23 protein-coding genes are annotated in these 26,122 nt (G+C 55.2%); 15 read left to right on the top strand and 8 right to left on the bottom strand.

What is annotated here, in order from left to right:
• Positions 1 to 212: 212 nt before the first annotated feature.
• The 10 genes from CUC55_RS12760 (at position 213) to CUC55_RS12715 (ending at position 10,324) form a co-directional block, all read left to right on the top strand.
• Entirely contained in the window at positions 213 to 884 is a 672-nt protein-coding gene (locus CUC55_RS12760) for a GntR family transcriptional regulator (protein WP_103088095.1), read from the top strand.
• A gap of 132 nt (positions 885 to 1,016) precedes the next feature.
• On the top strand, positions 1,017 to 1,892 hold the full coding sequence (gene pdxY, locus CUC55_RS12755; RefSeq protein WP_067647736.1) for a pyridoxal kinase PdxY: 876 nt from the start codon (positions 1,017 to 1,019) through the stop codon (positions 1,890 to 1,892).
• Positions 1,893 to 1,966: 74 nt separating this feature from the next.
• A complete protein-coding gene (locus CUC55_RS12750) occupies positions 1,967 to 2,608 on the top strand; it encodes a carbonic anhydrase (protein WP_103088094.1) in 642 nt (213 codons plus the stop codon).
• A 172-nt stretch (positions 2,609 to 2,780) separates the two neighbouring features.
• Positions 2,781 to 3,482, top strand: coding sequence for a FadR/GntR family transcriptional regulator (locus CUC55_RS12745; RefSeq protein WP_067647730.1), 702 nt, complete (start codon positions 2,781 to 2,783; stop codon positions 3,480 to 3,482).
• A gap of 76 nt (positions 3,483 to 3,558) precedes the next feature.
• Positions 3,559 to 4,533: a sialic acid TRAP transporter substrate-binding protein SiaP gene (locus CUC55_RS12740; protein ID WP_103088093.1), complete on the top strand. Its 975-nt coding sequence runs from the start codon at positions 3,559 to 3,561 to the stop codon at positions 4,531 to 4,533.
• Positions 4,534 to 4,595: 62 nt separating this feature from the next.
• Positions 4,596 to 5,168: a TRAP transporter small permease gene (locus CUC55_RS12735; RefSeq protein ID WP_067647724.1), complete on the top strand. Its 573-nt coding sequence runs from the start codon at positions 4,596 to 4,598 to the stop codon at positions 5,166 to 5,168.
• A gap of 4 nt (positions 5,169 to 5,172) precedes the next feature.
• Entirely contained in the window at positions 5,173 to 6,579 is a 1,407-nt protein-coding gene (locus tag CUC55_RS12730) for a TRAP transporter large permease (RefSeq protein WP_103088092.1), read from the top strand.
• Between the two features lie 68 nt (positions 6,580 to 6,647).
• Complete coding sequence (locus tag CUC55_RS12725; RefSeq protein ID WP_103088091.1) at positions 6,648 to 7,697, top strand: L-idonate 5-dehydrogenase; 1,050 nt, start codon at positions 6,648 to 6,650, stop codon at positions 7,695 to 7,697.
• A 19-nt stretch (positions 7,698 to 7,716) separates the two neighbouring features.
• A complete protein-coding gene (gene uxuA / locus CUC55_RS12720; RefSeq protein WP_103088090.1) occupies positions 7,717 to 8,913 on the top strand; it encodes a mannonate dehydratase in 1,197 nt (398 codons plus the stop codon).
• Positions 8,914 to 8,917: 4 nt separating this feature from the next.
• A complete protein-coding gene (locus tag CUC55_RS12715; protein WP_067647712.1) occupies positions 8,918 to 10,324 on the top strand; it encodes a mannitol dehydrogenase family protein in 1,407 nt (468 codons plus the stop codon).
• A gap of 70 nt (positions 10,325 to 10,394) precedes the next feature.
• On the opposite strand, the gene CUC55_RS12710 is transcribed toward CUC55_RS12715, so the two are convergent.
• On the bottom strand, positions 10,395 to 12,281 hold the full coding sequence (locus CUC55_RS12710) for an MFS transporter (protein ID WP_067647709.1): 1,887 nt from the start codon (positions 12,279 to 12,281) through the stop codon (positions 10,395 to 10,397).
• A gap of 502 nt (positions 12,282 to 12,783) precedes the next feature.
• Here CUC55_RS12710 and CUC55_RS12705 point away from each other — a divergent pair.
• Together CUC55_RS12705 and CUC55_RS12700 are read left to right on the top strand one after the other, a co-directional pair.
• A complete protein-coding gene (locus CUC55_RS12705; RefSeq protein WP_067647703.1) occupies positions 12,784 to 13,818 on the top strand; it encodes an aspartate-semialdehyde dehydrogenase in 1,035 nt (344 codons plus the stop codon).
• 195 nt (positions 13,819 to 14,013) lie between these two features.
• Positions 14,014 to 14,829: a lytic murein transglycosylase gene (locus tag CUC55_RS12700; protein WP_103088089.1), complete on the top strand. Its 816-nt coding sequence runs from the start codon at positions 14,014 to 14,016 to the stop codon at positions 14,827 to 14,829.
• 66 nt (positions 14,830 to 14,895) lie between these two features.
• Here CUC55_RS12700 and CUC55_RS12695 read toward each other — a convergent pair whose 3' ends face one another.
• Entirely contained in the window at positions 14,896 to 16,041 is a 1,146-nt protein-coding gene (locus tag CUC55_RS12695) for a fumarylacetoacetate hydrolase family protein (protein WP_103088088.1), read from the bottom strand.
• 398 nt (positions 16,042 to 16,439) lie between these two features.
• Between CUC55_RS12695 and CUC55_RS12690 the strand changes: the two genes are divergently transcribed.
• Positions 16,440 to 17,588, top strand: coding sequence for a PLP-dependent cysteine synthase family protein (locus CUC55_RS12690; protein WP_103088087.1), 1,149 nt, complete (start codon positions 16,440 to 16,442; stop codon positions 17,586 to 17,588).
• A 13-nt stretch (positions 17,589 to 17,601) separates the two neighbouring features.
• On the opposite strand, the gene CUC55_RS12685 is transcribed toward CUC55_RS12690, so the two are convergent.
• The 6 genes from CUC55_RS12685 to CUC55_RS12660 form a co-directional block, all read right to left on the bottom strand.
• Complete coding sequence (locus CUC55_RS12685) at positions 17,602 to 18,678, bottom strand: ABC transporter ATP-binding protein (protein ID WP_103088086.1); 1,077 nt, start codon at positions 18,676 to 18,678, stop codon at positions 17,602 to 17,604.
• A gap of 19 nt (positions 18,679 to 18,697) precedes the next feature.
• A complete protein-coding gene (locus CUC55_RS12680; protein WP_103088085.1) occupies positions 18,698 to 19,765 on the bottom strand; it encodes a Gfo/Idh/MocA family protein in 1,068 nt (355 codons plus the stop codon).
• Positions 19,758 to 20,771: a Gfo/Idh/MocA family protein gene (locus CUC55_RS12675; RefSeq protein ID WP_103088084.1), complete on the bottom strand. Its 1,014-nt coding sequence runs from the start codon at positions 20,769 to 20,771 to the stop codon at positions 19,758 to 19,760. The genes CUC55_RS12680 and CUC55_RS12675 overlap by 8 nt, the downstream gene beginning before the upstream one ends.
• An 18-nt stretch (positions 20,772 to 20,789) precedes the next feature.
• The gene (locus CUC55_RS12670) at positions 20,790 to 21,665 is read right to left on the bottom strand and encodes a carbohydrate ABC transporter permease (protein WP_103088083.1); all 876 of its coding nucleotides are present in this window, start codon (positions 21,663 to 21,665) and stop codon (positions 20,790 to 20,792) included.
• Positions 21,658 to 22,536 carry a carbohydrate ABC transporter permease gene (locus tag CUC55_RS12665; RefSeq protein ID WP_425352200.1) on the bottom strand — a complete coding sequence of 293 codons (879 nt, stop codon included), beginning with the start codon at positions 22,534 to 22,536 and terminating at the stop codon, positions 21,658 to 21,660. Before CUC55_RS12665 ends, CUC55_RS12670 begins: the two co-directional genes overlap by 8 nt.
• A gap of 81 nt (positions 22,537 to 22,617) precedes the next feature.
• Entirely contained in the window at positions 22,618 to 23,907 is a 1,290-nt protein-coding gene (locus tag CUC55_RS12660; protein WP_103088082.1) for an ABC transporter substrate-binding protein, read from the bottom strand.
• 121 nt (positions 23,908 to 24,028) lie between these two features.
• Between CUC55_RS12660 and CUC55_RS12655 the strand changes: the two genes are divergently transcribed.
• Both CUC55_RS12655 and CUC55_RS12650 read left to right on the top strand, forming a co-directional pair.
• On the top strand, positions 24,029 to 24,724 hold the full coding sequence (locus CUC55_RS12655; RefSeq protein ID WP_103088213.1) for a TetR/AcrR family transcriptional regulator: 696 nt from the start codon (positions 24,029 to 24,031) through the stop codon (positions 24,722 to 24,724).
• A gap of 245 nt (positions 24,725 to 24,969) precedes the next feature.
• Complete coding sequence (locus CUC55_RS12650) at positions 24,970 to 26,112, top strand: Gfo/Idh/MocA family protein (RefSeq protein ID WP_067647676.1); 1,143 nt, start codon at positions 24,970 to 24,972, stop codon at positions 26,110 to 26,112.
• Positions 26,113 to 26,122 lie beyond the last annotated feature (10 nt).

Genomic DNA, 26,122 nt, shown 5'->3' with positions numbered 1-26,122 from the left:
CCCTCGCGGATGCTTTGGACCGATCTTGGCGGCATCTACAAAATTGTCAATATTGTTGAACAATAAAATTATATCGTTCTTTCAATTTGCGCAATCTTTGGCGCTTTTGGACTGAAATTAAGCACGAATTTTACCTGCGCTGCTCAATATTTGTGATATTGCAACCGGCACCGACGGTGCGCGAGACGCTGCCAATGAAAGATGGACTACAAATGAGTGCCCAAGAAGAGAACGTCACGACGGAATCCCTGCCGCTTGCGGATCGCGTGGCCAGAGATATTCGTGATCTTCTGATTACCGGCGCACTGACACCTGGGCAGCGGATATCCGAAGCAGCGTTCAGCGAGCGTCTTGATGTATCGCGTAATTCCCTGCGCGAGGCCTTCCGGCTTTTGACCAAGGACGGCCTCTTGCGGCACGAAGCCAATCGCGGCGTTTTCGTCTCCACGCCCAGCACGGATCAGATCATAGATATCTACCGGGTACGCCGTATGCTGGAATGTGGCGCTTTGCGTCAGGCTTGGCCGAAACACCCCGCAACGTCGATCATGCGTGAGGCGGTGGAATACGCAAAGTTGCAACGCGACCAGCGGCAGTGGCGCGAAGTTGGCAGCGCCAATATGAGATTTCATGCAGCGGTGGTCGACCTGTCGGACAGCAGTCGGCTGAGCGATTTCTACGCGCGCGTCGCTGCTGAGCTTCGCCTCAGCTTCGGGCTGTTGAACGACCCGGAGCAATTGCACTCTCCCTTTGTCGATATGAACGAGCAGATTCTCGATCTTGTCGAAANGGGTAAGGTGACAGAGGCCGCAACCCAGATGGAGCTTTATCTGACCCTGTCTGAGCGCACCGTGCTGAAGGCACTGGAACGCGCCTCGAAATAAACGAGGCAAACGCGCACGCCGATACCACACATAGCAGTGGAAAGCGGCCGTACGATATGCCATGACGAACCGATCACGCAGCCAGTGGCATCGAGTGGAGCCGTGGCAGCGACCAAGTTGAGTGAGTGCGCCATGCAGGACAATACCAACGGCTCCGTCATCGTCATCTCCAGCCATGTCATGCGAGGCTCTGTCGGTAACAGGGCGGTCGTTTTCGGACTTGAAACGCTCGGCTTTCCCGTTTGGGCAGTTCCGACCATCGTCATGCCCTGGCACCCCGGCCATGGACCATCAACGCGCCTGCGGTTCGACAACGCCGAATTCGATAAGGCCATGCAGGATTTGGCAACGTCCAAGTGGTCCAGCGAAGTGCGCGCCATCCTGACCGGATATTTCGGAAGCGTCGAGCAGGTCCGGTCCGTCGCCCGCCTCATCCGAACCATGAAAGAGGCCAACCCTGATCTCATCTATCTCTGCGATCCCGTCATGGGTGACAAGGGCGGGCTTTATGTACCGATTGAAACGGCACAAGCCATTCGCGACGAACTTATTCCGCTCGCCACTGTCTCGACACCCAACCGCTATGAACTGGCATGGATGAGCGGCGCGGAACTTGAGACCAACAATGAGATCATGGACGCGGCTCTGGCGCTTGGACCACCGAAAATGCTGGTGACGTCGGCCGTGCCGATGATGGCGGGCGGCATTGGCAACCTTTTCCTGAGCGGACGTCATGCACTGCTCGCCGAGCATCGGTCTATCGACAATGTTCCAAACGGTCTTGGCGACCTCATCTCCGCCCTTTTCCTTGCGCGATTGTTACAGGGCATGGACGATGAACGGGCACTACAACTGGCGACGGCCAGCGTGTTCGAGGTGCTGGCGCGCACCATGAAACGTGGGTTGAACGAACTAACGCTTGAAACCGATGCGTCCAGTCTTTCCACACCCATGGCCATGGTGCAAATGCGTCATCTCTTGCATCCATCACGCAGCAAGCGCAAATAGCGGAATGAAAAACGGGTTTCAACGCGCCGGGCTCATATAAGAGGCTGGCCCCAAGCATACGGTACTGCGATATCATGAAAGATTTNCCAGACTACCTTCTGAACGGTTACAAGAACTTTATGAGCGGTCGTTACACCGATGAGCGCGAAAGATATCGTGCACTCGCAGACACCGGCCAAAAGCCTCAAACTCTCATCATCGCCTGTTGTGACTCTCGTTCCGCGCCGGAAACTATTTTCGACTGCGGACCGGGAGAACTTTTCGTGATGCGGAATGTCGCCAACATGGTTCCGCCATTCGAGCCGGACGGGCAATATCACGCGACCTCAGCAGCCATCGAATATGCCGTACAGGTCTTGAAGGTCAAAGACATCGTCGTGATGGGCCACGGCCGTTGCGGCGGTATCCAGGCAGCGCTCGATCCCAATCTTGAACCTCTGTCACCCGGCGATTTCATCGGCAAGTGGATGAACATGGTCAAATCTGCGGCTGAACAAATCCAGAGCAACGACGTCATGACACCGGGCGAGCGACAGACGGCACTGGAGCGGGTTTCCATTCGCAATTCCATCAGCAATCTGCGCGCATTTCCTTTCGTGAAGGCGCAGGAAGTAGCTGGCAAGGTCAAGCTTCATGGTGCCTGGTTCGATATTTCGACCGGCGAGTTGTGGGTGATGGACGGCAAAACCGGCGATTTTCGACGTCCGGAAGTGTGACAAGCGAAGAATAAAGCTTAACGGTTACGCTACCCTAGGTGGCGTAACCGCGACAAACATCAACGCATCATTATTAGACGGTTGACTTTCCGTTCCCATTAGACTTAGTTAATGCGATTGGTAAGACCACTTTACCAAAGCGCATTTGGGATGATGGGTTGGGAGGTTTCACATGTTTGTCGCTTTGGAACCGCGTCGCCTGCATAGACAGGTTGCGGACCAGATACGAGCGCTTATAGAAACGGGAGAAATTGCCCTTGGTGCAAAACTTCCCGCAGAGCGCGATCTTGCCGAACGGTTCGCGGTATCTCGACCTACCGTGCGCGAAGCACTGATCGTTCTGGAAGTAGAAGGTTACATTCAGATACGAATGGGTTCCGGCGTTTACGTTAGCCAGCGACCCAATGCTGTACCCCCAGTCTTATCGGTGGATGAGAGCGACGGCCCGTTTGAAATTCTCCGGGCGCGCAGCATCATCGAAAGCGCAATTGCCGAAGAAGCTGCGAGACTGGCAAACGCGGATCATATCGCAATCCTGGATGAATGCCTTCGCCGCATGGAGAGCGCGATTGGCGATCCGGTCAAGATGCTGGTCCAGGACCGCGCATTTCATACCGGCATCACAGATATCATTGGCAACGCCACGCTTCACAATTTTACAGGCCACATCTTCGATAGGCGAATGACGCCCTATTTCGAGCGCTTGGCGGCGCATTTCGAGGGTCCGCATACCTGGCGCGCGGCGCTGGAGGAACACACGATCATACGCAACGCGATTGCAGCCAATGACGCAAGTGGCGCGCGGGATGCGATGCGACAGCATTTGAAGCTGTCGCAAAAGAGATTTTCCGAAAGCTTCGGGGAGGAGCCGTAAGGAAAANGATGGCTTCGCCAGGAGAGAGGGCGAAGCCGGAAANCAGACATGAGATCTTAATCCGGGAGGAAANCCAATGATATCAAGAATAACCAGCTTGCTTGGCGCAACGGCCATGGTCATGGCATCTGCACTTTCAGCGCAGGCACAGACGGCGCTGAAATGGGCGCATGTTTATGAAACCAGCGAGCCGTTCCACACGGAATCCGTATGGGCTGCCAAAGAAATCGAGAAGCGTACGGAAGGTCGATACAAAATCGACGTGTTCCCGGCCTCGCAGCTCGGAAAAGAAGCGGATATCAATCAGGGCCTTAAACTGGGAACAGTGGATATGGTCATCTCCGGTTCCAGTTTTGCCGCGCGTGATTACAAGCCGATCGGCGTGACCTATTTCCCCTACATCTTCCGCAATCCAGAGCACCTGATCGCCTACACCAAAAGCGATGTCTTCAAGCGTCTTGCCAAAGGTTATGAAGACAAGACCGGCAATGTCATCGCTGCCGTGAGCTACTACGGTACCCGTCACACTACCGCCAACAAACCGATCGCGACATGCGCCGACCTCGCCGGCGTGAAAATGCGTGTTCCCGATGTTCCGGCCTATCTGGCGATGCCACGCGCCTGCGGCGCCAACACCACACCGATTGCTTTTGCCGAAGTCTATCTCGCCCTTCAGAACGGCACGGTCGATGCGCAGGAAANCCCGCTGACGACCATCGAGGCGAAAAAGTTCTTCGAAGTTCAGAAGAACATCGTGCTGACCGGGCACATCGTCGATCACCTCAATACCGTGATCTCCAAAAGCCGCTGGGCAAGCCTTTCCGACGAAGACAAGAAAATTTTCGTAGATGTCATGCAGGAAGCAGCAACCAAAACCACCAAAATTATAGAAGGCCGAGAAAACGCGCTGGTCGACGAATTCAAGAAGCGTGGTTTGACGGTCACGGAAGTCGATAAGGCAGACTTCGAGAAGAACGTCCTCGAAAAGGTGAAGTTCGAAGACTTCGGTTACGAAAAGTCCGATTGGGAAGCCATTCGCGCCATCCAGTAGTCCCGTCTCCGGCGCGGCTTTGAAAGCCGCGCCGCCCTTTNCTTCTCAGCTGGGATAATACAATGTCGCGCGAAATCCATAATCAGGTAACCCCTGAGGAGCTTGCCCATACGTTCGATGAAGCGCCTCTGGAAACCGACCTTTCCATCTATTCCTTCGAAGACTGGCTTACCCTCGCCCTGTTCTGGGTCATGACGGCCTGCGTCTTCCTACAGTTTTTCACACGCTACGTCTTGAATGACAGCTATGCCTGGACCGAGGAAATTGCGGTCAATTGCCTGATCGGCGTCGTGTTCATGGGGTCCGTCATGTGCGTACGCATGTCGCGCCACATCCAGGTCGATGTGCTCTATCACTATCTGCCGCCTAGCCTGACGCGTGTCATGTCCTTGTTGGTGGACGTGCTGCGTATCGGCTTCTTTGCTTATATGTCATGGCTGATGTGGCGTTACCTGGAAATCGTTGCGGACGAAGAAATGGTCACTGTGGCACTGCCGCGCGGTATCGTTTTCTACACCGTCTTCGCCGCATTCGTCCTGATGTTCCTGCGGTCCATCCAGGTATTCGTCGCAAATCTTCGTCGTGGTTACTCCGTGCTGGAACGCCCTGAAGAATTCCAGAGCGTGGGAGATTGATGCCATGTTGTTGCTGATAGGTTCCTTCCTCGTCTTGATGGTCATCGGTCTGCCCGTTGCCATGTCCATGGCCGTTTCGTCACTGGCCTATATTCTCTTTTATAATGTCGCCCCAGATATCATTGCCGCACAGCGCATGATCGCCGGTGTCGAGAGCTTTCCACTGCTTGCGGTACCATTCTTCATTCTGGCCGGTAATTTGATGAACAGCGCCGGTGTTACCGGTCGCATCTACTCCTTCGCCGTTGCTCTCGTTGGGTGGATGAAGGGCGGCCTTGCGCAGGTCAACATCATCGGGTCCGTTATCTTCTCCGGCATGTCGGGTACAGCCCTTGCCGACGCTGCCGGTATTGGCACAATCGAAATCAAAGCGATGAAGGATCATGGCTACCCGGTCGAGGCCGCCGTCGGCGTCACGGCTGCATCCGCCACGCTGGGGCCGATCTTTCCGCCATCCTTGCCCTTTGTGATCTACGGCATGATGGCCAATGTCTCCATCGGCGCTCTGTTCATGGCGGGCATCGTTCCAGGCGTCGTCATGACGCTGCTGATGATGATCACGGTGACGGTTTTCGCTTATATCAAAAATTGGGGCTCAGACACGCCATTCAGTCTTCGCACGATTTNCGGCGCCTCACTGGAAGTCTTGATCGTTCTGCTGGTGCCGATCAGCGTCTATGTGTTGACCATGTTCGGAATGTCGCTGAACTTTGCCATCTGCATCGTGCTGGCGGTTTTGATTGCGTGTGACTGGTATTTCGATTTTTCCGCTGTCATGGCGCTTATGACGCCAGTCATTCTTATTGGCGGCATGACAATGGGCTGGTTCACGCCTACCGAAGCGGCCGTTGCTGCCGTGTTGTGGTCACTCTTTCTCGGTCTTGTGCGGTACCGCACCATGACGTTCAAAACGCTGGCAAAAGCCTCCTTCGACACCATCGAGACGACAGCGGCTGTATTGTTCATCGTGGCGGCAGCTTCCGTCTTCGCGTGGCTATTGACGGTCAGTCAGGCCGCGCAGCTTCTTTCGACGGCCATTTTGACTCTGACAGACAGCAAATGGATATTCCTGATATTGGTCAATATCCTCATGCTATTCGTAGGCTGCTTCCTGGATACGATTGCGGCGATCACAATTCTTGTGCCGATCCTTCTGCCGCTGGTGCTGCAGTTCGATATCGATCCGGTGCATTTCGGACTGATCATGACGTTGAACCTTATGATCGGCCTGTTGCACCCACCGCTTGGCATGGTGTTGTTTGTCCTATCGCGTGTCGCCAAACTTTCGGTCGAGCGAACGACGATGGCCATTCTGCCCTGGTTGGTGCCACTGTTCTTGGCGCTTATTCTTATCACCTTCATTCCGGCAATTACTTTGTGGCTGCCGACTGAAATGGGGCTGATCCGCTAACACACAACCAAGCCCGTGCGTTTACCGCGCGGGCTTACCATTCTCTTGGCAAGACAGAAAGCAACCGCATGCTCACTCGCGTAGCGCGTCTTTACGGCAAAAAATCCATCAAGGTCGAAACCCAGGATGTGCCAAANCCCGGGGCCGGCGAGGTGCTGTTGGGCATGGCCGCAGGTGGCATTTGCGGTTCCGATCTGCATTATTATCAAGACGGCGGCTTCGGCCCTGTTCAGGTCCGTGAGCCCATTATTTCGGGCCATGAAGCCTCCGGCTATATCGAGTCCCTAGGGCAAGGCGTCAGTGATCTGGCACTTGGGGCGCTCGTCGCAATCAATCCGTCACAGCCCTGTGGTAAATGCCACTACTGCGAAATCGACCGGCCGATCCATTGCCTCGACATGCGCTTCATGGGCAGCGCCATGCGCCTTCCGCATGAACAAGGCATGTTTCGAGACTGGCTGGTGGTGCCCGCGCAACAATGTTTCGCATGCGGTAGCGACACAACACCGGCGGAGGCCGCTTGCGCCGAGCCTCTGGCCGTATGCCTGCACGCGGTAGCGCAGGCGGGCGACCTCTCGGGTAAACAGGTTCTCGTCACAGGTGCCGGACCCATCGGCTTGCTGACGGTAGCTGCCATCAAACACGCTGGCGCCTCCGAAATCGTCGTCACCGATCTGGCCGATGGCGCATTGGCACGCGCACCGGCCATGGGTGCCACACATGTTATTAACGTAGCGTCCGACCGGGATGGTCTCGCCCCCTATCAGAAGAACAAGGGAACATTCGATGTGGTGTTTGATTGTTCTGCCGCAGGCCCCGCTTTGCGTTCTGCCTTCGCTGTCATAAAGCCACGCGGGACTCTCGTGCAGGTCGGCGTAACCGGGGATATAACCATTCCGCTCAACGCATTGGTGGGCAAGGAAATCATCTGGCGCGGTTCCCAGCGCTTCGACAGTGAGTTCGGCGAGGCGGTAAANCTGATCTCGTCCCGTGCCATCGATGTGCGGCCGATCATTTCTCATGAATTTCCGCTGGAGAGCGCAGTCGAAGCTTTCGAGCAAGCTGGCGATAGGTCTGTTGCATGCAAGGTGCAGATCACGTTTGGCCAAGGCCATTGATTTTTAGAGGACTACAAGCATGAAGCATACATGGCGCTGGTTTGGACCGGTGGACAAGGTATCTGTACGAGACGCTGCTCAAGCGGGCGCTGAGGGCATCGTCAGCGCGCTGCATCACATCGAAACTGGGGCTGTCTGGCCCGTGGATGAGATCGACAAGCGCCATCAGGAGATAAAGCAAGGCGGGCTTTACTGGGATGTGGTGGAAAGCGTCCCGGTGTCGGAAGACATCAAANCCCAGACCGGAGACTGGAAAGCCCACATCGCCAACTGGCAGGAGACACTGCGGTGCCTGTCAGCGAGCGGCATTCGCACCGTTTGCTACAACTTCATGCCGGTACTGGACTGGACACGTACGGACTTGCGTTGGGAAACCCGTCACGGTGCAAAAGCCATGCGGTTTGATCTGACGGATTTCGCTGCTTTCGACATCGACATTCTCAAACGTCCAGATGCCAGGGATGATTATCCTGATTGGTTGGTTGAGGAGGCATCGATACGGTTTTCCGAGATGCCGGATACCAAGATCATCGCTTTGGGGCTCAACATAGGAGCGGGTCTTCCTGGCTCGGCGGATGGTTACACCCTCGATCAGCTTCTGGAGAAACTGCGGACCTATCAGGGCGTCGACCGTTTGAAACTTCAATCCAATCTGATCGACTTCCTGTCGCAGGTCGTTCCGGTGGCCCAGGAGGTGGGCATCAACCTTTGCGCCCATGGTGACGATCCACCTTGGCCACTTCTCGGTCTGCCGCGCATTCTGTCAACTCAGGCCGATTACGCGCATATGTTAGGACAGGTTGATAGCAGAGCAAATGGCGTTACGCTCTGCACCGGTTCGCTCGGCGCACGAGATGACAATGACCTGCCCTTCATTGCAAAGACATTCGCAGACCGCATTCACTTCGTGCATCTGCGGAATGTCACGCGCGATACTGATACTGTGCCGTGCTCCTTTTTCGAGGATGAACATCTGGAGGGTGGAACAGACATGGTCGCCGTCATCGCAGTGCTGCTTGAAGAGGAAANGCGCAGACGGGCGGAAGGTCGCCAAGACCATCGCATCGCCATGCGCCCCGATCACGGACAGGAAATTCTGGATGATCTCTCCCGCGGTGCACAGCCTGGTTATCCAGCCATTGGCCGCCTGAAAGGCCTTGCCGAACTGCGCGGCATCGAGCGCTCCCTTCTTCACCCAAGTTACGGTCGAGTATAGTACCATGGATAGACTGTCTTCACTCACGAGCTTGCGAGAAAGCGTGACTGCCCCCGCTTTCAACCGTAAAACGCTGAAACCTGGGATCGTGCATATCGGCCTTGGCGCTTTCCACCGCGCTCATCAGGCCGTCTACACGCAAAAAGCGTTGGAGCATAACTTCGGCCCCTGGGGGATCGTTGCTGTCAATCTACGCTCACCTGAGCCCGTTCAGTCGCTGGCCGAACAGGACGGACTTTATTCCATCATCACCCGCAGCGCAGAGGGAGACAAGGCAGAGGTCATCGGCGTAACGGTCGACTGGCTTTGCGCTGCAGAGCGAGGCGAGGATGTCCTGAACTATCTCGCCGATGCCCATATCCGTGTTGTAACCTTAACCGTCAGCGAAAAGGCTTACGGCCTCGATCCTGTAACCGGTGGGCTAGACCTCAAACATCCGTCAGTTGCTGCCGACATAGCTAACCCGCATGCTCCGGTCGGCGCTATCGGCTTTCTGGTTGAAGGCCTTGCAAGACGGCGCGAGCTAGGTGTCTTACCCTTCACAGTCCTATGCTGCGACAATCTTCCGTCCAACGGGCATGTTGTGCGCCGTCTGGTACTTGATATGGCAGAGCGGCGTGATCCAGAATTGGCACACTGGATTGCAAACAAAGGCAAATTCCCTTGCAGCATGGTGGACCGCATCGTGCCCGCTGCAACCGACGAGACGCGAAAACGTGCCGCCCGTCTGCTAGGTGCTGAAGACCAGCTCGCCTTGGAAACCGAGCCCTTTCTGCAATGGGTCATCGAGGATGATTTTGTCTCAGGCCGTCCCCAGTGGGAAGCGGCAGGAGCCGTTTTCGCACCATCTGTCGAGCCCTACGAAAACATGAAGCTCCGACTTCTCAACGGTTCGCACACATTGATCGCACATCTGGGAATTCTGCATGATCTGGAGTTCGTACGTGATGTGATGGCGGTGCCTGCGTTCGTGGAAAAGGTTAGGCAGCACATGGAAGCGGCTACAGATACACTTGATCCTGTTCCAGGCATCGATCTTCCGTCCTATCGGAATGAACTGCTTGAACGCTTCTCGAACCCGACGATCGCCCACCGGAACGAACAGATCGCGATGGATACAAGCCAGAAGCTGCCCCAACGTATACTCGCGGCGGCGGCAGAAGCCTTGGTTGCCGGCAGAGATGCTGCCGAGTTCGCATATGTCGTGGCTCTGTGGATTGCGTCCGTTCACAAGCGTGGCGACCTCAATGATCCGCGCAGCTCCGAGATACTGGCAGCAGCCAGGCAGATTGACAACGCCGACCCTTCCGCATCCTTCTTTGCTATCGAAGGTTTATTCCTGTCCGAACTTGTTCAAAACCGCACTTGGCGCGACTTGGTCAATCGTGAACTGGCAAAATTATTGCCCTGAATTGCGGGACTGGTAAGTAATAAAAAAANCCCGGCGAGATCTTCGCCGGGTTTTTCTTTCATTGCGCGGATTACTCCATTTTGTGAATGTCGCGGTCCTTGGTTTCCGGCAGGAACAGCAAGCCGACAACCAGCGTGATGCCTGCGAAGATGATCGGGTACCAGAGGCCGTAGTAGATATCACCCTTGGCGGCACTCATTGCGAATGCGGTTGCAGGGAGAAGTCCACCAAACCAGCCGTTACCAATGTGGTATGGTAAGGACATGCCGGAGTAACGAATGCGGGTCGGGAACAGTTCGACCAGCAGCGCGGCAATCGGGCCGTAGACCATCGTTACGTAGATGACGAGGACGGTCAGAACCGCGATGATGGCGATCCAGTTCACGGCCGCCGGATCGGCAACCATGGCGAAGGCTCCGCCGCCACCAACAGTGTAGACTGCCATCTCGGTCGCACCATTCAGTTCAGCTGGCGTCAGCAACTTGTCAGCCACCAGCTTATCGCCTGGGACAGTCTTGGCAGGCGTTGCCCGCACGGCATCGGCGTTTAGGCCGAGTTCCGGGTTTGCAGCAATAAATGCATCAAGCTTTGCTGCTGGGACCTGAGCGGCGCCGCGAACCAAGGGATAGCCACCATCTTGAAGCGCAATGTTGACTTGCTTCTGGAAGGTGCGGTCGTTTCCGGCTGCGTTGGCACCGGCGGCAACGGCATCATAGCTCGGAATGATCGCATCGCCGATCTTGACTGTAGCCGGTTGTCCCGCAGGGCCATCCACGACATCATAAGGTACAGAGTTCTTGGTCAGGAACGCCGTTGCGATATCGCAAGACGTGGTGAATTTAGCCGTGCCGGTTGGGTTGAACTGGAAACGGCAATCGCCTGGAGCGGCTGTCACTGTCGCGCGAACCGTAGCCTGAGCCTGAGCAAGTGCTGGGTTACCTGCCCATGTCAGCGCCTTGAACAACGGGAAGTATGTCAGCATCGCCAACACGAGACCGGCCATGATGATCGGCTTGCGACCGATCTTGTCGGAGAGCCATCCGAACAGCACGAAGAAACCGGTGCCGAGAATGAGGGCGCAGGCAACCATGATGTTGGCCGACTGTCCGTCTACCTTCAGAATGCTTTGTAAGAAGAACAGAGCGTAAAACTGGCCGGTGTACCATACCACTGCCTGACCAATGACCGCACCGACGAGCGCGATGATTGCGATCTTGGCGTTTTTCCATTGGCCAAAAGCTTCACTGAGAGGTGCCTTTGAAGTGGTGCCTTCTGCCTTCATCTTCATGAAAGCAGGCGATTCACTCATCTTCAGACGAATCCAGACCGAAACACCCAGCAGAATAACCGACAACAGGAACGGAATACGCCAGCCCCAGTCGGCGAAAGCTTCACGGCCCAATGCAAACTGCACGCCGAGAATGACGATCAGCGACAAGAAGAGACCAAGCGTTGCTGTCGTCTGAATCCACGACGTGTAGTAGCCGCGACGGCCATTGGGCGCATGTTCGGCCACATAGGTTGCCGCGCCGCCATATTCACCACCAAGAGCCAGACCCTGCAACATGCGCAGGATGATGAGGATGATGGGTGCCGCGATACCGATCTGCGAGGCATTCGGCAGAACGCCCACGAGGAAGGTCGACAGGCCCATGATCAGGATCGTGACGAGGAACGTGTATTTGCGACCCACGAGATCGCCCAGACGTCCAAACACCAAAGCGCCGAACGGGCGAACGAGAAAGCCCGCGGCGAAGGCAAGCAAAGCAAAGATGTTGCGTGTTGTTTCTGGATACTGGCTAAAGAAGTTCGCGCCAATATAGATGGCCAAGGAGCCATAAAGATAAAAATCGTACCATTCGAAGACTGTTCCAAGAGAAGAAGCGAAAATCACTTTCTTCTCTTCGCCCGTCATCGGACGGGCTTTTTCGCTGGCAGCGACTGCTACATTCGCCATTCTCTGTCCTCCACAGATATCAAAATGACACATCGCAGCAGCTCGACTCACCCACAAGCTGCCCTGACAGTGCGATGCACCTGTGGACAGAGTGACAGAAAATTAATGAAAGGAAGAGCGATGCTTTCGGCTTATGACTTTAGTCTAATGACGACTACAGACTATGTTCCTGCTGATTGCACCTTTGCGCACTACTGAACGGAATTGCAGGCGGTTTGAGCTTGACAGAAAATCGAAACACCATAATAGCTTTGCCAAGAAAAGGAGCACGATTTNGATAGGACATGTCCACGACATGGTTGTCATGCAGAACCCGGCAGGATTTGCCGGTGATCGTTCGCGCCTTGCTTACTCCATCCGAATTACGGCCAAAACGACGATTAAAACCGTCTGACGTCTCTGGCCCGCCGCTCTCTCCCCGGTTTGGTCGGGGAAGAAGGAAACCGCAGACTTGCGGGTTCCCCCTCACCAGAAACGAGGAGAGGCAGAAAGAGAACTTATCATGGGTTTCAAAGTTGCAATCGTAGGCGCCACCGGCAATGTCGGTCGTGAAATGCTCAATATCCTTTCCGAACGCGGGTTTCCGGCAGACGAGGTCGTCGCTTTGGCGTCAGCCCGTAGCCAAGGCACTGAAGTGTCCTACGGCGATCGCACGCTAAAAGTCTCCAACATGGAGAACTACGATTTCTCCACGACAGATATCTGCCTGATGTCGGCAGGCGGCGATGTTTCCAAGAAGTGGTCACCAAAGATCGGTGCGCAGGGTTGCGTCGTTATCGATAATTCCTCGGCATGGCGCTACGATCAGGATGTTCCTTTGATCGTTCCTGAAGTAAACGCCGATGCCATCGAAGGTTTCCGCAAGCGCAACATCATTGCCAACCCGAATTGCTCGACAGCACAGCTCGTCGTTGCGTTGAAGCCGTTGCATGACGCCGCCCAGATCAAGCGGGTCGTCATCTCCACCTACCAGTCCGTATCCGGTGCCGGTAAGGAAGGCATGGACGAACTGTTCCAGCAGACCCGCGCCGTTTTCGTGGCCGATCCTGTCGAAACCAAGAAGTTCACCAAGCGCATCGCCTTCAACGTCATTCCGCATATCGATGTGTTCATGGAAGACGGCTACACGAAGGAAGAGTGGAAGGTTCTGGCAGAAACCAAAAAGATGCTGGACCCGAAGATCAAGGTTACCTGCACCGCAGTGCGCGTTCCTGTCTTTATCGGTCATTCGGAATCTGTGAACATCGAATTCGAAAACGAAATCACTGCCGATCAGGCTCGCGATATCCTGCGCGAAGCACCGGGTTGCCTCGTCATCGACAAGCATGAAGACGGTGGCTACATCACACCGGTCGAGTGCGCAGGCGAAGATGCAACGTATATTTCGCGTATTCGCGAAGACGCAACCGTTGAAAATGGCCTGAATATCTGGGTCGTTTCAGACAATCTGCGCAAGGGCGCTGCGCTCAACGCGATTCAGATTGCCGAGCTTCTGGTCAATCGCGGCCTGATCAAGCCGCGCAAAGAAGCAGCCTGATACTGTTTTTNAACAACTATTAACTATAACCCGTCTATTCCACTGCGGGATGGACGGGTTTTCAGTTGAGTTGCTTATCACGGGCAGTTTATTTGCCGGTTATGATATCGACAGGCAGGCTGAAACACACGACGTCTCAGTCAAGTGGTGACCGAGTTAGGGCATGATCCCAAGACATATTGAAGGCAGATTCTGATGCGGGCACTAAAAGCTTTTNCCGTTGGCGCAGTTATGGTTGCCGCATTTGCGGCCACGCCGGTTCTGGCGGCGCAGTGCGGCAACACATCGGCAGGCTTTGACGCCTGGGTCGGCGCGTTCAAGCAGGAGGCAGCAGGTCGTGGCGTCAGCGCTTCCGTTCTAGACCGTGCATTCTCGAATGTCTCGTATAACAGGCCGACAATCAGCGCAGACCGTGGTCAGCACAGCTTCAAGCTTTCCTTCGACCAGTTCATGCAAAAGCGCGGCGGTCAGGCGATCATCTCTCGCGGAAAGGCGATGAAGAAGAACAACGCTGCCCTGTTTGCCAATATCGAACGTGCCTACGGCGTTCCTGCCGGTCCGCTTCTGGCGATCTGGGGCATGGAAACCGGCTTTGGTGGTTTCCTGGGCAACCAGCATACGCTGTCTGCAGTTGCCACACTTTCCTACGACTGCCGTCGTTCCGACTATTTTACCGAGCAGTTGTATGCGGCTTTGAAACTGGTTGGCAGCGGCAATTTGAGCGTAACCGCTAAGGGCGCAGCACACGGCGAAATCGGCCAGACGCAGTTCCTGCCCCTCAACGTCGTCCGCTATGGCGTCGATTTCGACCGCAATGGTCGTATTGATCTCGTCGGCTCACGCGCTGATGCTCTGGCCTCGACCGCGAATTTCCTCGTGGGCCACGGCTGGCAGCGCGGCGCCGGATATCAGCAGGGCCAAACGAATTTCTCCGCGATTCAGGGCTGGAACGCCGCAAGCGTCTACCAGCAGGCTATCGCCTATATCGGCAAGGCCATCGACGGCCAATAATTCGAGCCGGTGCATCACGCGGCAGGTCGGGACCACACATCCCGACCTGCCGTGCCTATGATTTCATCACAACAGATTTCGGCCAGCCAGATTGCGGATGAGCGCACTGACGCCGAACGTCCACTGCGGGCAGACATCCGTGCGTTCCACCCAGTTAACAAGGCGGCCAAGCTTCGCAGTCGAGATTTCGACGCGATCACCGACCTCATGGGTGAAGCCCTCTCCCGCACCGCGCCGATCCTTGACCGGGGCAAACATCGTACCCAGGAAAAGCACGGCACCATCAGGGTACTGATGGTTTCGGTTCATGAGTTGTGAGGCAAGGCTTTCCGGCGAGCGACTGATAGCCTCCATCGGGCTCTCACCGGTCATTTCAAATCCATCCTCGCCGTGCACTTCAAGAGCGACACGCACGCGGCGCAGGTGTTCCATCGTGAAACCCTCATCAAACAACCTGATGAAAGGGCCTATGGAGCAGGAGGCATTGTTGTCTTTTGCCTTACCCAGCAGCAGAGCTGAACGTCCTTCGACATCACGCAAATTCACGTCGTTGCCTAGGCTCGCGCCAACGATCGTGCCATCGGACCTCAGTACAAGAACCACTTCCGGCTCGGGATTATTCCACTGCGAAATCGGATGAATGCCGACGAGATCGCCGCATCCGACAGATGACATGGGTTGGGATTTGGTGAAAATTTCAGCATCCGGACCGATGCCGACTTCAAGATATTGCGACCACAGCCCCATATCCTGAAGAAGTTTCTTGACCTTCGCCGCCTGTTCGGAACCGGCGACAAGCCCGCGTAAGCTATCACCAAGAATAGGTGCGAGCTTGGCACGGATGTCCTGCGCGCGGCGCGGGTCGCCCTTCGCCTGCTCTTCGATGACACGTTCCAGCATGCTGTCTGCGAACGTCACGCCAGCAGCTTTCACAGCCTGAAGATCAATGGGGGCGAGAATTTTACCGGCCTCGCCTGACAAAAAGCTATTGAGGTCACCCAGGTCCGCCAAGTCGAGAGGTCGACGCAAACGATCGACAAGATTTNCCGTTTCGAGCAGACCGGACATTGTGGCAGCAATACTGGTCAGATTGAGAACCCGACCATCAGAAATCATAACCGGGCATGGTCCGGCATTGGTGTTAGACCATACGCGTCCAACCAATAGAGCATCGGCCGCGTCCGTCGGCAAAATGGCTTCAGCGCGCAGCATACGTTCGGATTTCAAGGTTAGTCCTCCACATTTCCCTGTCAAAGCGCGGCTCTCAGCGACGCTATTTCTGTTGTCAGAATGTCTGACAATTCTCCCTGCCTATGTCTATTAGGGCTTTTTNCCGATGTCCAGCACTCAGAGAAAGTTGTCTCTACAGATGCATCCGACACGCCGCCACGCCTGACTATTAATATTTCGGTAAACGGCCGACCAAGGGAAAGGCCAAGCTCTATAAAGAGGTCTGGAATTTTTGCTTGGCGACCGATGATTTCTAATATATTGGAGAATAATAGAAATATATTCCGATAATCTACTCAAAANTAGACAAANCGTGATGTAGAGCTTCCACGCCGAAAACAGCGACTAAAGCTCCTCACCCGGCAAAAGGACCAACTCTGATGTCAGAGTGCATCTCAACTCCTCCCCTCTCTCCCCTGCCCGCCTGCGAGGATCGTGAATGGGCGAGACGTGCCATCGGCATTTTGGAGGGAGATGGGCGCCGCTCTGCTGATACACATCTGGTCAAACCTGTTTNCAAAGGGTTACGGGGTATTTCGATCTATCTGAAAGACGAGTCCACACACCCCACCGGCAGTCTCAAGCACAGGTTGGCGCGCTCGCTTTTTCTATATGGCATCTGCAACGGCAAGATCGCACAGGGGACAACGCTGGTGGAGGCATCCTCGGGCTCCACTGCGGTTAGCGAGGCCTATTTCGCACACCTCCTCGATTTGCCATTCATTGCTGTCATGCCACACTCCACCAGTCCGCAGAAGGTCGAAGCCATCGAGCGTTTTGGTGGCAAGTGCCATTTTGTGGATCGCCCTTCGGAAGTTTATACCGTTGCAGAAAGGGTGGCGGCCGAAACGAGTGGGCATTATCTCGACCAGTTTACTTACGCCGAACGGGCGACCGACTGGCGCGGCAACAACAACATTGCAGATTCCATTTTCGAGCAGATGAAANGCGAAGAGCATCCCGAGCCTGAATGGGTGGTGATGAACGCGGGAACGGGCGGCACATCAGCGACGATTGGCCGATTTATTCGCTATCGCAACCTGCGCACGCGTCTTTGCGTGGTGGATGTCGAGCATTCGGCCTTTTATGCGTCCTATATGTCGGGCGACCGTGACATTACCTGCCCCACGCCATCTCGGATCGAAGGTGTTGGACGCCCAAGGGTCGAGCCGTCCTTCATTCCTGGCGTCATCGACCACATGATAAAGATACCGGATGCGGCCTCCATCGCCGCAATGCATGTCCTATCCGACCGGCTGTTCCGGCGTGTGGGAGGCTCCACGGGCACAAATTTCTTCGGGACATGCTGGATTGCAGCAAACATGATGAAGGAAGGCAAAAAGGGCTCGCTGGTGTCCTTGATTTGCGATAGCGGCGACCGCTACGCCGCCACTTATTACAATCCCGATTGGCTGGCGAAGAACGAGATCGATATCACGCCATACCGCGACATGTTGGAAACCTTCATCGACCACGGCGAATTCAAGAGGTTCGAGGCAGGCATCATAGGGAGCGCAGCCGCGCTTTGAAGCGCGGCTTTTTTCAGACCCTGCGCCCATCAGTGCCGAAAACGTGGGCATTGGCGAGATCGAAGGACAGCGGAACGGTTTCGCCCATGCGCAACTGCTTCTGCCCTTCCAGCAACACTGTCACCGGCTGCCCATCCGCCGTGTTGGTGTAAAGGACAGTCGATCCACCCAGATGCTCGACAAGCTGAATGTTGCCTTGACCAAGGGTGGCGGATTGCATCTGCGCCTGAATATGCTCCGGGCGAATACCCAATGTCAAAGCCTCGCCATCCTGAGCCTCAAGCGGGCGATCCAAGACGATCTGCTGCCCGGCGATCTCTATGGTGCGGCGCGACGCGTCCGACGTCACCAGTTTTGTCGCCAGAAAATTCATTTTCGGAGAGCCGATAAAACCCGCCACGAACTGGTTGGCTGGATGGTTATAAAGATCCAATGGACGCCCGACCTGCATGATGCGCCCTTCACGCAGGACCACGATCTTGTCGGCCATCGTCATGGCTTCCACCTGATCATGGGTCACATAAATCATGGTGCTGCCAAGGGTCTGGTGAAGCTTGGCGATTTCGACGCGCATCTGCACACGCAATTCCGCATCGAGGTTGGACAGCGGTTCATCGAACAGAAATATCTTGGGTTCGCGAACGATGGCGCGGCCAATGGCGACACGTTGACGCTGACCGCCCGAGAGAGCCTTCGGCTTGCGCTGCAATAAAGGATTGATTTGTAGAATATCCGCTGCTTTTTTGACGCGAACTTCGATCTCTGGCTTTTTATAGCCCGCCGTTTCCAGCCCGAAGGCAAGATTCTTGTAGACGCTCATATGCGGGTATAGCGCATAGGACTGAAACACCATGGCTATACCGCGTTTGGACGCAGCGGTTTCGTTGACCCGCTCTCCATCAATCCGCAGCTCGCCTTCCGATATCTCTTCCAGCCCTGCAATCATCCGCAGAAGTGTCGATTTACCGCAGCCGGATGGGCCGACGAAAACTGTGAACTCACCCGGCTCTATCTGAAGATCGATGCCATGCACGACCGGGAAAGCGCCGAAGCGTTTGACGATTTTTNCAAGAGTAATGCTACTTGCCATATCGTTCCTCCCGGCAAACCTACGGTCGCCAGCTGATGTATTTCGAGTGACCCTTCGTGATCGGCAGGGCAACGTCGGAATTGATGTCGTTCGAGTGATAGATCGCAGCTATGAGTTCCAGCGAGCCGCGCGCGTCCGTTGTCGTAACAGGTGGCTTCTCACCCTTTTCCAACGTGCGATAGAAGGCTTCCATCTGCCCGTTGAAACGGCGGCCAACAGCGGGCATGCCCTCCAATAGCGCCCNGATTTNGGCGCCAATCTCGTCATTGGCTGGAATGATGCGCCAAGGGCCGTCACCCGGCGAATAGGGGGAATGATTACTCTCGAAGGTCACGTTTTCGAAAGCCAGCCGCAAACGGCTGATCTCTTCCTGAGAGCCCAGCGTCGCGGTAAGTGAGACCAACGCACCGTTTTTCATCAACAGGCTGGCAGAGACACAGTCCTCAACCTCGATTGTGTTGACCAGGGTGGCCGTGCGGGCAAACACGCGGTCTATAGGACCCATGAGATATGTGAGCATATCATGCAGGTGTATGGCGTGGGTCATCAAGACACCACCAAGTTCCGTAGCCCAGCGCCCGCGCCATGGATTATCGTAATAGGCAGCGTTTCTCTTCCACAGCGTTTCTGCGGTTCCGACATAGGGTTTTCCGGCGAGACCACTTTCGATGATGCGCCGCACCTGTTGAACGCCATCACCATACCGATACTGGTAAATCGGCATCAACACGCCCTTTGCCATCTGTTCAGCCGCAACGACATCATCCAGCTCGGCCAGCGAACCCGTCAGCGGCTTTTCGCAGACGACATGTTTACCCGCGGCAAGCGCCTGCAGAATAAGCTTTGTGTGGATGGCGGGCGGTGTGCAGATATCGATGATGTCCACGTCAGGCATTGCCATCAATTCGTCCGAGGACTTGATACGACCAGCAACGTTGAATTCATCTGCAACAGCGTTCAGGCGCGCTTCATCAAGATCGCACAGAACAGTCACCTCGTATTTATCCGGATGCATCGCATATCCCTCGGAAATGTGGGATCGGCCAATGCCGCAACCGATGACGCCGACCTTGTATCGCTTAGCCATGGTGGCGACCCTCCGCCATCTGCTGCGCTTTCAAGGCAAGCTCCATGGCGGCAAAGCAGCGCGCCTGCGGCATGGCGGTTTCTGTGCGGTTACGAATATCGGACAGAAGCTGCGGCCCGTAGGGTAGCGCTACATTGGCACAATCAATGTGCTGCACACCGCTTTNATCGATAAGGAACAGGTGATTGCCGCCATCCCGTCCCCCAATGTCGACGTTCTTGCGGATTTCGATTGCACCTTCAGTGCCGGTAATGAAAAGTCGACCATCCCCCCAACTTGGCAGGCCATCCGGCGTAAACCAGTCCACACGGATAAATCCATCCACATCTTTGGTGCAGAGATGAATATCTCCACTATCTTGCAAGCCGGGCCATTGTGGGTTGGCGCGGTTCGAGACCTTTGCGGCGAGAATATCCGCCGTATCGGAGTTGGTGAAAAATAGGAACTGCTCGCATTGGTGGGATGCGATATCAACCAGGATACCGCCATATCGCGCACGGTCGAAAAACCACTCCGGCCGTGTTGACGCTCGCAGGCGGTGCGGGCCGAAGCCTGCCGTAGAAACGACCTTACCGATTGCACCGGCTGCGATAAGCTCGCCAGCCTTGACGGTGGCGCGGTTTTCAAAATGTTCGGAGTAGAGGACGGAAAAAAGCCGACCTGTCTCCACCTGGACTTTCCTCACTTCATTCAACTGGGCGAATGTAACCATACCCGGCTTGTCAGTCATCACATCCTTGCCAGCACGCATGGCCTCAATCGCCAAGGGCGCGCGCTCATCCGGAATGGCGGCGGTTATGATGAGGTCGACAGACGGATCATCCAGCAGCCTGCGTTTGTCATCGACGCGCGGCACACCGGAGAACGCATCAGAGTATTCACTTGCGAGATCATCTTCCACGGCGTGAAAGCCAACAAGCTCGGCCCCTGCATTCAACAGGCAGCTCGTCTGTCCAAAGATGTGATTGTGGTTGATACCGATTGTCGCAAACCGAACGGGTTTCATTGTCCATGCCTTGGTGTTTCAGCGCTTCATGCCTGTGGTGGCGATGCCTTCGATGAGGAGACGCTGGAAGAAAAGGAAAAAGAGAAAAACGGGAACGAGCGAAAGGTTGGACATGGCAAAAAGTGCCGTCCAATCCGAGCTGCCGGTACTGTCCACGAAGGATCGAAGACCGAGCTGCACGGTGTAAGTGTTGATATCGTTGAGGTAGATCAGCGGTCCGAAGAAATCATCCCAGGTCCAGATAAACGAAAATATCGCGGCAGTTGCCAGAACAGGAGATGACAGCGGCAACATGATTTNCCAGTAGATGCGGAAGGGGCTGCACCCGTCCATCAATGCGGCCTCATCCAGTTCACGCGGAATACCCCTGAAGAACTGAACCATAAGGAAGATGAAGAAGGCATCCGTCGCCAGATACTTCGGCACGATCAACGGCAGCGACGTGTTGACCCAGCCCATCTCCAGAAACAGGATATATTGCGGGATCAGCACCACGTGATAGGGCAGCATCAGCGTGCCCAGCATCATTGCAAACCAAAAATTCCGACCGCCAAAACGAAGGCGAGCAAAAGCGAACGCTGCCAGAGAGCAACCGGCTACGTTGCCTATCGTTGCGAGTACCGAGATGAAGAACGAGTTCCAGAAGAACTTGCCGAAGGAAACCTGAAGGCCAGTCCAGCCGCGAATATATCCACCTAGATCGACAGCAGAAGGGATGAGTGAAGATGAACCAAAAAGTTCATCCTGCGGGCGGAAAGACCCGGAAATCATCCACAGGATCGGATACATCATGGCAATGGAGGCGGCGATCAGCACCACGTGCAACAGGGCTGATTTCCAAAGCGGACGGTTAACCCCNTGGCCAGGGCGTAAAGACGAAACGGCATCAGTCATCGTAATGCACCCAATAACGTGCGCTCAAAAACGAAAAGGCGGTAAAGAGCGAAATGATGACAACCAATATCCACGCAAGTGCCGAAGCGTAGCCCATGCGGAAGAAACCAAAGGCTTCCTGATAAAGATACAGCGTGTAAAACAGCGTCGAATTGATAGGCCCGCCGGACCCGTCTGATATGATGAAGGCCGGTGTGAAAGCCTTGAAGGCATCGATTGTCTGAATGACGGCGTTGAAAAATATCACAGGTGTCAACAACGGTAACGTGATGCGGAAGAATTGACGCGCCTTGCCCGCACCATCCATATCTGCGGCCTCATACATATCCTGCGGAATCTGACGAAGACCGGCGAGAAAGATGATCATGGGCGATCCGAACTGCCAGACAGACAGGATAACCAGCGTGTAGATGGAATAGTTGGGGTTTGAAATCCAGCTTGGCCCCTCGTAACCAAACAACTGCCACAGCACCATGTTGACCAGGCCGTCGGACGCGAACAGCTGTCGCCACAAAACTGCGATGGCCACGCTGGAACCAAGCAGGGACGGCAGATAGAACACCGCCCGGTACATGGTCAGCCCTTTGATACCGCGATTGAACGCCATTGCGACCATGAGCGCGAACATCAACTTTAAGGGCACTGACAATATGACATAGGTGAAAGTCACCTGCATGGCTGCAGCGAATTTGGGATCAGCTGTTGCTATGCGAACGTAGTTGGACGCACCAACCCAATCGGGTGATTGCAGCAGATCGTAATTCGTGAAGGAAAGGTACAGGGACGCAAGTGCCGGGCCAAGCGTCAGCCCGAAAAAGCCGATTAGCCAAGGCAGCAGAAAGACATATGCATGGACGTTGCGGTCGAACATCTTGCGCAGTCGGCCTTGCCTTGGGAGAGCCGCGGTGCGGCCCTCCCTATGGNTCATATCGGATTGAAACGTCATGAATGTTTACTTCCGCTTGATGACGGTTTCCGCTTCTTTGACGAGCTTTTCGCCACCCTGTTCCGGCGTGATCTTGCCGAACGCAACCTCTTCCGACGTACGCTTGAGAACGAAAGCAAATTCTCCTGCGCCCGGAGGCGGTGCTGGTGGCAGAGGCCCGACGCCCGGCGTGACTTCGGCGATATATTCGACCATCGCCTTACTGACATCGTTCAGCTTGGGGCTCAACTGATCTCGCATGGACGCAGAGGCTGGCACACCCCGCTCGACCCCCAGAATATCCACGCCCTCTGGCACAGCGACAACGAAGTTGATGAAATCAACCGCCGCTGCGATACCGGCGCTGCCATTCGCCACGCTCATCAGCATCGAAGGCTTTAGATAGTGTCCGGACGGTGTGTCCTTGGATACCTTCGGGTATGATGTAATGGAAAGCTTCGACTTGTTGACGGCCTGGTAACCGACAAACTGGTTGGAGTGCGCAAACGCTGTCGCCGCCTTACCGGTGGTCAACGGGTTGGTTTCGATGCTCAACTGGTCGAGCGCCTGAATATCGGCAGGCACGCAGCCACCGGCTTCACGCATGTCGGCCCACATCGTAAACCACTGCGATGCGTCCTTGGCATCGTAGCCAAGCGCACCGTCTTCACTGAACAGTGATTTTTNGCTTTGTCTCAGCCAGTTTTCAAAGCTCGGCTCGACACCGCTGGCGTCTGCCGTGGCATAATAACCAGGCTTGGGTTTGTTCTTGCCAAACTCGGCAGCACTCTTTGCAAACTCTTCCCATGTCTGTCCAGCGGAAGGGGGCTTGGCGCCTGTCTTTTCCCAACCTGCCGCATCAAAGAAAACAGCGCTTGAGTTCACGCCGAGATTAATGCCGTAAAGCTTGCCGTCCACACGGCCGGAATCGATGTTCGGCACCCCGAAATCTTCGATTTTCAGGCTTTTTCCAAGATATTCATCGAGTGGCGCGAGAGCTCCACGCCGCGCATATTCGAAANTATAGCGGTAATCCATCTGGATGAGGTCAGGCGCGTTACGACCTGCAACCTGCGTTGCAAGGCGCGGCCAATAATCCGACCAACCGGCAAACTCACCGGCTATATCGAGATCTGGCTTGACCTGTTTGAACGCGGCAATCGCCTTGTTCGTACGATCAGCACGTTCTTGCGACCCCNACCACAGCAGGCGAATACGCGCCGCCTGCGCTAAAGCAGATCCCCCGCCCATTGTCGCAAGCGACAATGCAGCGAGACCTGCGGTTAAAACCGCACGTCTTTGAATCATCATGGACATTGGCAACTCCTCCCTAATTGACTGCCAAATTGAATGATGTCGATAAACAGCGCTTGCCGTTTTATAACTATCTGGTTACATGGGAACACTGATCAACACCATTGTCAAGCGGCCAATAAAGATGGACGAAACCAACAAAACAGTTTCTGAGAAAACGGGCGACACAACCGAAAAGAAGACCGCTAAAAAATCGGCTGTCCAGTCTCGCAACCCGGAACGAACTCGAGCCGCCATCCTCGAAGCGGCCCGGCGGGAGGTTGCCGCAAAGGGACTTGCCGGTGCGCGGATCGACGTGGTGGCAAGACGCGCGGGCACCAACAAACGCATGATCTACCACTACTTCGGCGACAAGGACGCGCTCTATCTGGCCGTGTTGGAGGACGCTTATCAACACATTCGCAATGCGGAACACCGGCTTGATCTGGCCCGCAAACCACCCGTCGACAGCTTGCGGGAACTTGCCCTGTTCACCTGGCACTATTACCTCGATCATCCGGAGTTCCTAAGCATTCTAGCAACCGAAAATCTCAATCAAGCCAGATACTTGCGTCAATCCACCACCATTCCGGAAATGCATTCCAATTTTATTTCCGAGTTGAAAGACGTCCTACGACGCGGGGAGGAAAGCGGCGATTTTCGCGCCGGACTGGATCCGGTCGACGTCTACCTGACCATCGCCTCGCTTGGGTTTTTCTATCTGTCCAACCGTTTNACGCTATCCACGATCTTCCAGCGCGATCTAGCGGCACCCGCAGAGCTGGAGCGCTGGGGCCAGCATATCGTCAGTACGGTGATTGCTGCACTGCGGCCATTTTGACCGCCTTTTTAAATTACCCAACAAGAACAATCGTTCTCGTCTTCGCACATGCGGAATATCTCAACCCATGGCGAGTACAGGCAGCCTTTACCACGGATATCCGTGCAAACTCCATCGTAATTTTTTGCATCAAAAACCGCTTGACAAAAACGCCCTCCCCCAACAACAAATAACCAATTGGTTACAAATTTCGAAAGTGAGAGGCTGCGCCTTGACGGGAGTGGGNCGCCTTGGGAGGAAGTTTCATGCAGCGTATCGGCGTCATCATGCACGGCATCACCGGCCGGATGGGATATAATCAGCACCTTGTTCGTTCTGTTCTGGCAATCCGTGATCAGGGCGGCGTCACCCTGAAGAGCGGCGAGAAGGTCATGCTCGACCCCATTCTGGTGGGGCGCAACGGCGACAAGATTGAAGCGATTGCCAAGAAGCACAATGTCGCGCGCTGGACGACCGATATCGATGCGGCCTTGGCAAACCCTGACGACACGCTGTTTTTCGATGCCGGAACAACGCAGATGCGCGGCAGCCTGCTGACGAAGGCCATCCAAGCCGGCAAGAACGTTTATTGCGAGAAGCCGATCTCCGACAATACGGAAGAGGCGATCGCCGTTGCCAAGCTGGCGGAGAGCGCCGGCATCAAACACGGCGTAGTCCAGGATAAGCTCTTTCTGCCCGGCCTCCGCAAGCTGGCCATGCTCCGCGATAGCGGTTTTTTCGGCAAAATCCTGTCTGTGCGGGGCGAGTTCGGCTATTGGGTTTTCGAAGGTGACTGGCAACCGGCGCAGCGTCCGTCATGGAATTACCGCCAGAAAGATGGGGGCGGTATCATTCTCGATATGCTTTGCCATTGGCGTTATGTGCTGGACAACCTGTTTGGCGAAGTAAAAGCCGTCAGTTGCCTTGGCGCGACACACATTCCGCAGCGTTTCGACGAACAGGGCAACGCTTACGTCGCCGATGCCGATGACGCCGCCTATGCCACATTCGAGCTTGAAGGCGGAGTGATCGCGCATATCAATTCGTCCTGGGCGGTGCGCGTTCGCCGGGATGATCTCGTGACGTTTCAGGTAGATGGCACCCATGGATCGGCAGTGGCCGGCCTTACCAAATGCTGGACACAGCATCGCACCAACACACCAAAACCCGTATGGAACCCGGACCAGCCACAGACAATCGATTTCTATAAGACATGGCAGGAAGTGCCTGACAACATCGTCTACGACAACGGTTTCAAGGCGCAATGGGAGATGTTCGTGCGTCATCTGTCCGATAACGAACCCTGGCCTTATGGTCTCATGGAGGGCGTAAAGGGCGTGCAGCTCGCAGAACTCGGCCTTCAATCCTGGAAGGAGCGTCGCTGGCTCGACGTTCCCAAGATTTCTTGAGGGAGGTCGG

The sequence above is a fragment of the Agrobacterium bohemicum genome (assembly GCF_002896715.1).
GTDB classification, from domain to species: Bacteria; Pseudomonadota; Alphaproteobacteria; order Rhizobiales; family Rhizobiaceae; genus Agrobacterium; species Agrobacterium bohemicum.
This window is presented reverse-complemented; position numbering and strand designations above follow the sequence as displayed.

Excerpts from the sequence above, each read along its gene's own strand:
- CUC55_RS12665 (WP_425352200.1), bottom strand. The coding sequence starts at position 22,536 with ATGTTCGACCGCAACGTCCATGCATATGTCTTTCTGCTGCCTTGGCTA.
- CUC55_RS12715 (WP_067647712.1), top strand. The coding sequence starts at position 8,918 with ATGGATAGACTGTCTTCACTCACGAGCTTGCGAGAAAGCGTGACTGCC.
- CUC55_RS12705 (WP_067647703.1), top strand. The coding sequence starts at position 12,784 with ATGGGTTTCAAAGTTGCAATCGTAGGCGCCACCGGCAATGTCGGTCGT.
- CUC55_RS12710 (WP_067647709.1), bottom strand. The coding sequence starts at position 12,281 with ATGGCGAATGTAGCAGTCGCTGCCAGCGAAAAAGCCCGTCCGATGACG.
- CUC55_RS12650 (WP_067647676.1), top strand. The coding sequence starts at position 24,970 with ATGCAGCGTATCGGCGTCATCATGCACGGCATCACCGGCCGGATGGGA.
- CUC55_RS12745 (WP_067647730.1), top strand. The coding sequence starts at position 2,781 with ATGTTTGTCGCTTTGGAACCGCGTCGCCTGCATAGACAGGTTGCGGAC.
- pdxY (WP_067647736.1), top strand. The coding sequence starts at position 1,017 with ATGCAGGACAATACCAACGGCTCCGTCATCGTCATCTCCAGCCATGTC.
- CUC55_RS12735 (WP_067647724.1), top strand. The coding sequence starts at position 4,596 with ATGTCGCGCGAAATCCATAATCAGGTAACCCCTGAGGAGCTTGCCCAT.